The organism is Hymenobacter daecheongensis DSM 21074 (assembly GCF_900141805.1).
In the GTDB taxonomy this organism is placed as follows: domain Bacteria; phylum Bacteroidota; class Bacteroidia; order Cytophagales; family Hymenobacteraceae; genus Hymenobacter; species Hymenobacter daecheongensis.
In genome coordinates, this window is sequence record NZ_FQYN01000002.1 from 498,583 (window position 1) to 510,357 (window position 11,775).

The window sequence follows — 11,775 nt, forward strand, 5'->3', positions numbered from 1 at the left end:
CCGGGCGGCACCAACGTCTGCCAACCCACCCTCGCCTGCGCCCCCCAACGGGCGGTCCTGACCACCGAAGGCAAAAAAAGTCCCCGCCAGTAGCTGACGGGGACTTTCGGTTATCGCACCAAGCTGTTAGTTCGACTGGCCAATGGGGTAATACGCCTTGCGCCCATCGGGGTACACGCCTTCTACCAGCGTGCCGTCGCCGTTCTTGGCATCTTCTAGGTAGCGCTGCACGTCCTGCGGATTGCTGACGCGGTTCTTGTCGATGCGGGTGATGATGAAGCCGTCGGAAATGCCGGTTTCCTTGAAGTTGGAGCCCTTGATGCCCGTGATTTTGGCCCCGCCATCCAGGCCCAGCTTATTCAGCTCCTGCCGGCTCACCGGCGATATGGTGGCGCCTTCGTACTTGAGGCCGGTGCTTTCGCGCACCACTTCGGTGGTGCCGGTGGCATTGCGCAGCGTGGCGCTGGTGATGCGGGCCTCGGAGCCGCGCAGGAAGCCAACCTTGATCTTGTCGCCGGGGCGGAAGCGGGCCACCTGCTCCTGCAGCTGCGAGGAGGTGTTTACTTTGGCCCCGTTGATTTCCGTGATGATGTCGCCTTCCTTCAGGCCGGCCTCGGCGGCGGCGCTGTTGGCCGTGAGGCCCACCACGTACACGCCGTTCAGGGTGCTGAGCTTCTTTTCGGAGGCCAGGGTGGCATCTACTTCGCGCATGTTCACGCCCAGCAGGGCACGCTGCACTACTTTGTACTTCAGCAGGTCGTCAATCACCTTGCTCACAATGGAGCTGGGCACGGCAAACGAGTAGCCCTCGAAAGCGCCCGAGCGTGAGGCAATAGCCGAGTTGATACCGATCAGGTCGCCGTTCAGGTTTACCAAAGCGCCGCCCGAGTTGCCGGGGTTCACCACGGCGTCGGTCTGCAGGAAGGACTCGATGCCCATGCCCTGCCGGTCGCGCAGAATGTTGATGTTGCGGCCCTTGGCTGAGATGATACCGGCCGTCACGGTCGAGTTCAGGTTGAAGGGGTTGCCCACGGCCAATACCCACTCCCCGATCTTCACGTTGTCGGAGTTGCCGTAGCGTACGAAGGGCAGATTATCGGCCTTCACCTTGAGCAGGGCCAGATCGGTGTTGGGGTCGGTGCCCACCAGCTCAGCCTCGAACTTGCGCTTATCGTCCATCACCACCTCAATCTTGTCGGCCTTGTCGATGACGTGGTTGTTGGTCACGATGTAGCCGTTGGCGGCAATGATAACGCCGGAGCCGGAGCCCATCTGCGGCCCCTGGCGGCCATGAAACTGCTCGGCATCATCGCCGAAAAACTGACGCAGGAAGGGGTCCATGCGCATGGCCGCGTTCTGGTCGCTCTGCTTCGGGCCGTACTCGGTCATCACGTGCACCACGGCCGGCGTCACGGAAGAGGCGGCGGCCACGAAGTTCAGGCCTTCGGGCACTACATAATTGGTGCTCTTCAATTCGCTGGTGTAGCGCACGTTGGGGTCGGCAGCCACTACGGCGGGCGCATTGGTGCGCTCGGGCTCCAGTAGCTTGTACCCACCCACGGCCACGCCGCCGCCAAGAACCGCGGAACCGAGCAGGCCGAGCATCATCTGTTTTGCTTGCATGGGTGTTGAAATGAGGATTGGGTTGAAAAAAAGAGGTAGTGGGAAGTTACGGCCGAAAACCAAATTCGGGCTGCGCCGCCGGCCTGCTAACGCTAGAGTCGCGCCGCGTGGTATAGCGTTGCATTCCGCACCCGAATCTACTAACACCGAAGCCAACAAAAAAGACACCGCCGGGGTGTCTTTTCTGCCGGCCTTGGGTGGGCTGATGCGAAATTAACGCACTTCAATGTGGTGCTTGGTCACTTTTTTGGTATCGAAGGGCAGCGTAACGCGCAGTACGCCGTCGGTCATTTCGGCCCCGATGGCGGTAGCATCCACGGTGTCGGGCAGGCGGAAAGTGCGGGTGAAGGTGCCGTAGGCGGTTTCGACGCGGCGGAACTTCGGGGCCTCTTCACCCTCGGTAGCCGGGGCTTTGCGCTCCCCGCTAATTACGAGGTTGCCCTCCTGAAAGTCAATAGCCACGGTGTCTTTGGCTACGCCGGGCAGCGGGAGCAGCAGCTCAAAGCCGGCCGCCGACTCCAGCACGTCAGCCTGAGGCACAAAGGAGTTGCCGGGCGTGGTGGCGGCTACCTGCTGGTCGCGCAGCAGCTCATTCAGCACAGAACTGAACGCGGCGCGGGAAGGACGAACGGAAGGGCGGTTGTTATAAACGAGAGTTGCCATGATATGCAGAATGTTAAGGTTTGAAGGTTAAGCACCGGTTGCGGTACGCCTCCTACCAATAAATTCTGTACCAACCAGCCTAAGATATTATTTCAAGACAAAAAGTCCTGATTTCATTTATTCGATCTTGTCAATTATTCACACTTTGTCCTAAGAGCAACGCCCATCATTTCTAAACAACGATTTTGTACTTTTTATTATCCCGCCATTATGTCACCCACACCAACAATTAGTGCTGAGTCGGCAGTTGGCGGCGCTCGAACACGGTGCCGCCCCGGAACAGCGTCAGGCGCAGATCCAAGCCTACTACCGGGGTCACGACATTGGTACGGCCGCCCGAAATCTGGTTATTATTCGCGTCGAACTGAGGTATGGTATTAAGGTAAGTGGTTTGGGAGGCCACCCAGGGCGTGAAGTCGAAGCGGGGCGACACGCGCACCCCCAGCTCCGCCCGTAGCGTCCCGAAGTCGATAACCCGCTCTTTTTCCTGGGTTTCGTCGCGCTGCAGACGCAGGTAGGCGCGGGCTTCATAGGCCAGCCGGGGCCGTAGCGCCAAGCGGCCCAGCGGAATCAGCCGGTCCAGATCGAGGCGCAGGCTGGTGAGGGCGCGGTTTTGGCTGCCCGGGCCGCCCAGCACCTGATATTCCACTCCCAACCGTTGGCGGAAGTTGAAGCTCCCAATCGTGTTCCAGTGCCGCCCAAACAGCTCCGGACGCGCATCCAGGAACAGATAGAGCACATCGCCGCCGTTGCGGGTGGCCGTGTACGCGTCCGCGCCCAGGGTGGCCCCGGCACTCCAGCGGGCGTTCCAGAAGTGCTCGTAGCCGGCATTCAGTCCCAGCCGGTCGAGGTTCAGGCCCTGGTAGCCGCCCGTGCTCAGGGGGGTGCTGATGCCAACCAGCACGTAGTCGTCGCCGTGCAGGGCATATTCGGCCTGCAGATTGGGCCGCAAGCCAAGCCCATTCACCGTGCGTCGCTGAGCCAGCGCGGGGTGAACAGCCAGCAGTAGTATCAGAGCAGATAAGCGTAGCAACCTGAACATTGGGTAAGTATATGGCGTTGAGAAAAGCCGAATCCGGCGAGTGGGCAGCGTTTAGTCTTCGGCCGCCAGCTCGCGCAGCGTGAGCCAGGCCATCAGGCCGGGACCGGTTTCCAGGGCTTTGGTGTCGATATCGAAGGTGGGCGTATGCACGGAGGCGGCGAAGCGGCCATCGGCGGCACGGGTGCCCAGGCGGTAGAAGCACGCGGGGGCGGCCTGCGAGTAGTAGGCGAAGTCTTCGGCGGCCATCCACTGATCCAGCTCCACTACATTTTCGGCCCCCAGGTATTCTTCGGCGGCGGCGCGGGTGCGGGCTGTAAGTTGCGGCTCGTTTTCCAGATACGGGTAGCCGCGCCGGATTTCCAGCTCGCAGGTGGCCCCCATCGATTCGGCCAGCCCTTCCACCAGCCGGCGCAGGTGGCCATGCGCCTCCTCGCGCCACTCCTCGTTCAGGGTCCGGAACGTGCCTTCCAGCTTCACTTCGTTGGGAATGACGTTGGTCGCGCCGTTGGCAATGACTTTGCCGAACGACAGCACCGAGGGCAGCTTGGGGTTGGCGCGCCGGCTCACAATCTGCTGGGCCGCCACAATGATGTGGGCCGCCACCAGGACCGGGTCGATATTCTGCTCGGGCATGGCCCCGTGGCCGCCCTTGCCGCGCACGGTCAGGTACAGCTCGTCGGTGCTGGCCATGTAGCGGCCGGCCCGCAGCCCGATTTTGCCGGCCGGCAGCAACGGAAATACGTGCTGCCCCAGAATACTGGCCGGCGCGGGGTTTTTCAGCACGCCTTCCTGAATCATCAGCGAAGCTCCACCAGGCAGCAGCTCCTCGCCGGGCTGAAAAATCAGCTTCACGGTGCCCTCAAACTCGGTGCGCAGCTGGCTCAGAATGCGGGCCGTGCCCAGCAACGACGACGTATGCACGTCGTGGCCGCAGGCGTGCATCACGCCCGGGTTCCGGGAGCGGTATGGCACCTCGTTCTGCTCCTGAATGGGCAGCGCGTCCATGTCGGCGCGTAGCGCCACCACACGCCGGCCGGGGTTTTGGCCCTCAATGAGCACGACCAGACCCGTAGTGGCCATCGGCTGCGGATGCAGGCCCAGTTTTTCCAGCTGCTCTTTCACGAAAGCCGCCGTATTGAATTCCTGAAACGACAATTCCGGATGAGCGTGCAGATGCTGGCGCAGCGCCACGGTATCGGCGGCAGCTTCGGCAGCCAGGGTTTTGATGCGGGGAAGCAGGTGGAGCATGGGAAGGAGCAAGCGAAAAGCGACAGACGTTTGTCGTTGTCATGCTGAGCTTGTCGAAGCATCTCTACCGCAACGGTAATTAATTAGCATTGCAGTAAAGATCCTTCGACAAGCTCAGCATGACAGTTCCGGTGTTCTAAAACGTGGTTTTATTCAGCACTACCTGCGTGGACTGTAGCTCGGCTTTGGGCACCAGGGGCCGGATGCGGAGCATGGCCTGCTCGGCTTCCAGGCGGGTGAGGTAGTCGCCCACCCAGAGGCGGTAGATAGGTTGCTTGTAGGTGAGGTAGTCGGTTTCCTCGGGGTAGCGGCTGATGACGGCCCGGCGAATGGCCATGGCCTGGTCGCGCTCCAGGCCCACGTAGGCCAAGATGCGGAAGCCCTGGGCGTACTTCACGTTCTGGTTGGTGTAGGCCTGGTCGCGCAGACGCTGCTCCACCTGAGCATTTACGTGGTTGGTGGGCGCGACGAAGGTTTTGGCCCCGGCGGCGGGCGCGGCCGCCGGTTTGGGGGCCGCAAATACGGGCCGGTAGCGGCTCAGGTCTTCGGGCACCACGGCGGCCGGGGCGCGGCGGGCGGTATCGGGGGCCTGGGCGGCGCTGGTGGCGGCGGGCCCGGAGGCGGCGCAGGCACCCAGCGCCAGCAGGGCAGGAAATAGCAGCACGTTAGGAAGCAGGGTTTTCATTTTCTGCCAGCAAAGCTAAGCTATTGGACGACCCGATGCGGTCGGCCCCGGCGGCTACCAGCGTGAGGGCCGCCGCCCGGGTGCGGATACCGCCGGATGCCTTGATGCGCATATCCCCCGGCAACGCCTTGCGCATCAGCTCAATATCGGCCACCGATGCGCCCCGGCTGGCGAAGCCGGTGGAGGTTTTCACGAAGTCGGCCCCGGCGGCCACGCACAGCTGGCAGGCCGCCAGGATTTCCGCTTCCGTGAGCAAAGCCGTTTCAATAATCACCTTCAGCAGGGCCTGCCGGAAGTGGCACAGCTCGGCCAACTGCCCGATTTCATCCTCCACTTCCTCCAGCCGCCCCGATTTGAACGCGGCCACGTTCATCACCATATCCAGCTCCGTAGCGCCATCGGCCAGCGCTTGGTGCGCCTCGAAGAACTTCACCTTGGTAATCTGATACCCCAGCGGAAAGCCGATAACCGTGCAAACGGGCACGCCGGAGCCCTGGAGCCGCTCGGCGGCAAAGCGCACGTAGCACGGCGGCACGCATACGGAGGCAAAGCCGGCCGCCGCCGCCTCGGCGCAGAGCTGGGCAATCTGGGCTTGGGTGGTATCGGGGCGCAGCAGCGTGTGGTCGATGCGGGCGGCGAGGTCGGTGAACTTCTTGCTCATGATAAGGTGATATAAACGAGTAGTGGCAGGCCGTTCCACCGGAACGCACCTGCCACTTAATAGTACTCAATTTTCCGGCAAAGCCGAGTTCAACTCCTTAGTCCACCAGCACGCAGCGGTTGTGGGCCAGGTCGTCTTCCACGCTCTTGTACTTCACGTCGCGCACCACGCGGCCGTCCATATACTGCACGCTTACTTTCTCATTGCGGTTGGCCACTTTCTGGCTGCGCACGGGCACTTGCTTTTCTACCGGCAGATCCTCGGGGCCCATATCCTCCGGGCCGGCCCCGAGCGAGACGGACGACACTTCCTTCTCGGCCTTCAGCTTGGGGGCCGGGGCGGGCTTGGGCAGCTCGTCTTCGATGTAGTACTCCACCTCCTCGGCGTGGCCGGGCTGCTGGTTCATGGGCACGTCGGCCTTAAAGAGGAACGAAACCGTTTCCTCGTTCACCTTGCCGATCATCAGCTTGAACAGCTCAAACGACTCGAACTTGTACACCAAAAGCGGGTCTTTCTGCTCGTACACCGCGTTCTGCACCACCTGCTTCAGGTCGTCCATCTGGCGCAGGTGCTGGGTCCAGGCCGTGTCGATGGTCGAAAGCACCACTACTTTTTCCATACCGCGGATGGCCTCGTGGCCGCCATTGGCCTGGGCCTTGCGCAGATTGGCCACGGCCGTTACCTGCTTGCGGCCATCGGTGAAGGGAATGGCGATGTTTTCGTAGGGCGCATTGTTGGCCAGCAAGTCGTTTACCAATGGCAGGGTGTTGCCGGCAATGTGGTCGTTCTTGCTGTAGTAGTAGCCCAGGGCCTCGTCGTAGAGCTTCTGGCTGAGTTGCGGCGCGGGCAGGGCGCTGAACTGCTGCGGGGTGATGTGCGTGTCGTAGCCGAACACGCGGATGATGGCCAGCTGGAAGCTCTCGAAGTCGTTGGTGCCTTTGTGGATGGCCACCAGATCGTCGCAGACGTCATAAATCATGTTCCAGATGTCCAGCTCCAGCCGCTCGCCGAACAAGGCGTTGCGGCGGCGCTTGTACACCACCTCGCGCTGGGCATTCATCACGTCGTCGTACTCGAGCAGGCGCTTGCGGGTGCCGAAGTTGTTTTCCTCTACCTTCTTCTGGGCCCGCTCAATGGAGCTGGTAATCATGGAGTGCTGAATCACTTCGCCTTCCTCCAGGCCCATGCGGTCCATGAGCTTGGCAATGCGGTCGGAGCCGAATAAACGCATCAGGTTGTCCTCCAAACTCACGAAGAACTGGGAGGAACCCGGGTCGCCCTGGCGGCCGGCGCGGCCCCGCAGCTGCCGGTCTACGCGGCGGCTTTCATGGCGCTCGGTGCCGATGATGGCCAGTCCGCCCGATTCCTTGGAGGTTTCGCGCAGCTTGATGTCGGTGCCGCGGCCGGCCATGTTGGTGGCAATGGTGACGGTGCCGGGGTAGCCGGCGGCGGCCACAATCTCGGCCTCGCGCTGGTTCTGCTTGGCGTTCAGCACCTGGTGGTTGATGCCTTTGAACTTGAGCATCCGGCTCACCAGCTCCGAAATCTCCACCGAGGTGGTACCCACCAGCACGGGCCGGCCGGCCTGCACCAGGGTCTGGATTTCGTCGGCCACGGCGTTGTACTTCTCACGCACGGTCTTGTACACCTTGTCGTGCTCGTCCTTGCGCGAAATGCCGCGGTTGGTCGGAATCACCACCACGTCCAGCTTGTAGATTTCCCAGAACTCGCCGGCTTCGGTTTCGGCCGTACCGGTCATGCCGCCCAGCTTGTGGTACATGCGGAAGTAGTTCTGCAGGGTCACGGTGGCATAGGTTTGCGTCGCGTCTTCCACGCGCACGTTTTCCTTGGCCTCAATGGCCTGGTGCAGGCCGTCGGAGTAGCGGCGGCCTTCCATCACGCGGCCGGTCTGCTCGTCCACGATTTTCACCTTACCGTCGTCGGTCAGGATGTACTGGTCGTCCTTCTCAAACAGCGTGTAGGCCTTCAACAGCTGGTTCACGGTGTGGACCCGCTCCGATTTCTCGTTGTAGTCGGCCATCAGCTGCTCCTTGCGGTGCAGCTTGTCCTCGGTGCTCACGGCCTTATTGTTCTCGATGGCCGCAATTTCCATCCCGATGTCGGGCATGATGAACATGTGCGGGTCTTCGCCCTGGGCCGTAATCAGGTCGATGCCTTTTTCGGTCAGTTCAATCTGGTTGTTCTTCTCATCAATGGTGAAGAACAGCGGCATATCGGCCTCGGGCATCTGGCGCTGGTTGTCGGCCAGGTAGTGGTTCTCCACCTTCTGCAATACGGCCCGGATACCGGTTTCCGACAGATACTTAATCAGCGGCTTGCTCTTGGGCAGGCCGCGGTATGCGCGGAATAGCATCAGGCCGCCGTCGCCTTCCTTGGGGCCGTCCTTACCTTCGGCAATAAGCTTGCGGGCCTGCACCAGGTAGTTCTGCACAATTTTCTTCTGCGCATCCACCAGCAGCTGAATGCGGGGCTTGAGCTGGTAGAACTCGTGTACGTCGCCGCGGGGCACGGGGCCGGAGATGATGAGCGGGGTCCGGGCGTCGTCAATCAGCACCGAGTCCACTTCGTCGACCATGGCGTAGTGGTGCTTGCGCTGCACCAGCTCCTCGGTTTCGCGGGCCATGTTGTCGCGCAGGTAGTCGAAGCCGAACTCGTTGTTGGTGCCGTAGGTGATGTCGGCGGCGTAGGCGCGGCGGCGGGCGTCGGTGTTGGGCTGGTGCTTGTCGATGCAGTCCACGGTGATGCCGTGAAACTCGAACAGCGGCGCGTTCCATTCGGAGTCACGCTTGGCCAGGTAGTCGTTGACGGTTACCAGGTGCACGCCGCGCTTGGCTAGGGCATTGAGGAAAGAAGGCAAGGTCGAAACGAGGGTTTTACCCTCACCGGTGGCCATTTCGGCAATCTTGCCCTGGTGCAGCACCACGCCCCCGAGCAGCTGCACGTCGTAGTGCACCATGTCCCAGGTGATTTCGGCGCCGGCGGCGGTCCACTTGTTGCTCCAGGTAGCCTGGTTGCCGCTGATGGTGACGTTGCTCTTGCGGGAGGCAATTTCGCGGTCGAAGTCAGTGGCCGTTACCACCAGCTGGCCGTTTTCCTTGTAGCGGCGAGCCGTTTCCTTCACAATGGCGAAGGCCGGCGGCAACACCTGCAGCAGCACGGCTTCCAACTCTTTGTTGCGCTGCTTTTCCAGCTCATCAATCTGGTCGAAGACCTTCTCCTTCTGCGTAATGTCCAGATTCGGGTCGGCGCTGATGCGCTCGTGCAGGGCGCTGATTTGGTCGTCGAGGCCCTTCAGGTGGGCGTCGATGCGGTTGCGCACCTGCTGGGTCTGCTCGCGGAGCTGGTCGTCGGAGAGCTGTGCCAGTTTGGCATATTCGGCGTTGATAAGCGCTACATACGGGATAATCTCCTTCAAGTCACGGTCCGATTTGGTCCCGAAAAGCTTGGCGACGGTCTTCCCAAAGAAATCTAACATACTGGTCTTGTTAAGCTGAAACGCCGGGGCGTACCTCAAATTTAAGGCGATTTTCGGGAATCTCCCGGCCAAATCACCTGCTATTCACCGCCCCGACCTCCGAAACGACAAAACCCCGCACCTCAAAGAGTGTGCGGGGTTTGCTGGGTGTGCATTGTTGTCAGGCGGCGCAAGCCGGAAATGACCGGCTGGGCGGCCGGGCTACTCTATCTTTTTGCCGGCCATAGCCTGCCGGATAGAAATGTTCATTACCCGCTCGGCAAATGGGCTGGTCAGGGCTTCCAGCATATCCACGGCGGCCAGAATGGTGTCTTTGTCGCCGGTTTCGAGGGCCTCGCGCAGGTTCTGGGTCTGGGCGGCGGTCTGGGTGATTTCGTCCTCGGTGAGGTACTGCGAATTCTTGTCCACGAAGCGCTCCACTTGGTAAATCATCTGCTCGGCCACGGTGCGGGCCTCAATCAGCATGCGGGCCGACACGTCTTCGCGGGCGTGGGTGAGCGAGTCCATCAGCATCTGCTCCACCTGCTCGTCGGTGAGCCCGTACTGGGGCTTTATCTCCACCGCCTGCCGGGTGTTGGAGCGCAGCTCAATGGCCTCCACCTGCAGGATGCCATCGGCGTTGAGCAGGAAGTTCACGTCCACTTTGGGCAAGCCGGCGGGCATGGCCGGAATGCCGCGCAGGTCGAACTCGGCCAGCTTGCGGTTTTCCTTCACCAAGTCCCGCTCGCCCTGATACACGGATATTTTCAGGTTCACCTGCCCGTCCACGGAGGTGGTGTACTGGCGGCCGGCTTTGGTCGGAATCTTGGAGTTGCGCGGAATAATCGGGTCCATCAGCCCGCCCAGGGTTTCGATGCCCAGCGTGAGCGGCGTTACGTCGAGCAGGAGCACATCGCGGCGGTTGCCGGCCAGAATATCGGCCTGAATGGCCGCGCCCAGCGCCACCACCTCGTCGGGGTTGAGCGAGTTGTTGGCGGGCTGCTGAAAGAACTCCGACACCGAATCGTATACCAGCGGCACGCGCGTGGAGCCGCCCACCAGCAGCACCGCGTCGAGGTCTTTTGGGGTAAGCCGGGCATCGGCCAGCGCCTGCCGGCACGAGTCGATGGTGCGGGCCACCAGCGGCCGGATCAGGTCGTTGAACTCGGCTTTGGTGAGGCGCAGCACCAAGTCGTTGAAGTTGGCCCCGAAGTCGTCGTGCTGGCTCAAGTACTTTTTGGCCGATTCGGCCAGCAGGCGCAGCTCCTGCTGCAGCGGGCCGCTGGCAGCCACGGCGGCGCTCAGGTTGTGCTGGGCCGTCCAGTGGTTGATGATGGCGCGGTCCAGGTCGTCGCCGCCCAGATACGTGTCGCCGTTGGTGCTGAGCACTTCAAAGATGCCCTGCTGAATACGCAGAATGCTCACGTCGAAGGTGCCGCCGCCGAGGTCGTACACGGCCACGGTTTTTTCCTCATCAGGGCTCAAGCCAATGCCGTAGGCCAGCGCGGCGGCGGTGGGCTCGTTCACGATGCGCAGCACTTCCAGCCCGGCGAGTCGGCCGGCGTCGCGGGTGGCCTGGCGCTGGGAGTCGTTGAAGTAGGCCGGCACGGTGATTACGGCGCGGTTTACGGGCGTTTTCAGGGCGTGCTCGGCGCGGGTGCGCAGCTCCTTCAGAATCTCCGCGCTCAGCTCGATGGGCGAGTAGAACCGGTCGCCGACGCGGATTTTCACCAGGCCCTCGGAGTTGTCGTCGATGACTTTGTAGCCCAGGTCGGCGGCGTGGCCGCCCAGGTCCTGGTAGCTTTTGCCCAGCAGGCGCTTCACCGAGTAAATCGTGTTCTGCGGATCGGTGAGCAGGTATTCCTTGGCCTCGGTGCCCACGATAGGCTCCTGCCCGCCGGCCGGAAAGTGCACCACCGAAGGCACGATGGTGCCGCGGTCCAGGTCGTTGATGGCCACGGGCTGCCGGCCGTCGGGGTGGATGTAGGCTACCAGGCTGTTGGTAGTGCCCAGGTCGATACCGACGATGATTTCTTCCTGCTGAATAGTGCCGGTGGAAAGGTTGATTGCGACTTTAGCCATGCGAGTAGAGGGCGGCGCGCCGAGGCGCGGGGGTGAGAAAGTGGCGGATGCGCTATAGACAGCCGGGGCCACTTTGGGGGGTCAAAAGTAGCGAAGAAATGCCGGGCTGGTTTTCGGGGGGCCGCTGCTAGTGGGCAGGGGAAAGACAATGCCCAAATTTTTTACCGAAAAGTTCTACACCACGCAAACCGGAATCGGGTTGGCCCCCGTATGTGATTTTGTAAGTGGCTGTAAGCCCTACTACTCCTTTCTACTGTGCCTCCGTTTCGGATGGCTTATCTGCTTCGCTACCCGCC

General features: G+C 61.7%; 8 protein-coding genes. All 8 read right to left on the bottom strand.

What is annotated here, in order from left to right:
- Positions 1-126 precede the first annotated feature (126 nt).
- Positions 127-1,623: a Do family serine endopeptidase gene (locus BUB62_RS05005; RefSeq protein ID WP_073106950.1), complete on the bottom strand. Its 1,497-nt coding sequence runs from the start codon at positions 1,621-1,623 to the stop codon at positions 127-129.
- 213 nt (positions 1,624-1,836) lie between these two features.
- Positions 1,837-2,286 carry an Hsp20/alpha crystallin family protein gene (locus tag BUB62_RS05010; protein WP_073106952.1) on the bottom strand — a complete coding sequence of 150 codons (450 nt, stop codon included), beginning with the start codon at positions 2,284-2,286 and terminating at the stop codon, positions 1,837-1,839.
- Positions 2,287-2,515: 229 nt separating this feature from the next.
- Complete coding sequence (locus tag BUB62_RS05015) at positions 2,516-3,328, bottom strand: hypothetical protein (protein ID WP_143164034.1); 813 nt, start codon at positions 3,326-3,328, stop codon at positions 2,516-2,518.
- Between the two features lie 51 nt (positions 3,329-3,379).
- The gene (locus BUB62_RS05020; RefSeq protein ID WP_073106957.1) at positions 3,380-4,576 is read right to left on the bottom strand and encodes a M20 metallopeptidase family protein; all 1,197 of its coding nucleotides are present in this window, start codon (positions 4,574-4,576) and stop codon (positions 3,380-3,382) included.
- Between the two features lie 136 nt (positions 4,577-4,712).
- Positions 4,713-5,261: a hypothetical protein gene (locus tag BUB62_RS19270; RefSeq protein WP_073106960.1), complete on the bottom strand. Its 549-nt coding sequence runs from the start codon at positions 5,259-5,261 to the stop codon at positions 4,713-4,715.
- The gene (gene deoC / locus BUB62_RS05030; RefSeq protein ID WP_073106962.1) at positions 5,242-5,922 is read right to left on the bottom strand and encodes a deoxyribose-phosphate aldolase; all 681 of its coding nucleotides are present in this window, start codon (positions 5,920-5,922) and stop codon (positions 5,242-5,244) included. Before deoC ends, BUB62_RS19270 begins: the two co-directional genes overlap by 20 nt.
- A gap of 97 nt (positions 5,923-6,019) precedes the next feature.
- The gene (gene secA / locus BUB62_RS05035) at positions 6,020-9,418 is read right to left on the bottom strand and encodes a preprotein translocase subunit SecA (protein WP_073106965.1); all 3,399 of its coding nucleotides are present in this window, start codon (positions 9,416-9,418) and stop codon (positions 6,020-6,022) included.
- Positions 9,419-9,619: 201 nt separating this feature from the next.
- The gene (gene hscA / locus BUB62_RS05040) at positions 9,620-11,479 is read right to left on the bottom strand and encodes a Fe-S protein assembly chaperone HscA (RefSeq protein ID WP_073106969.1); all 1,860 of its coding nucleotides are present in this window, start codon (positions 11,477-11,479) and stop codon (positions 9,620-9,622) included.
- Positions 11,480-11,775: the final 296 nt, after the last annotated feature.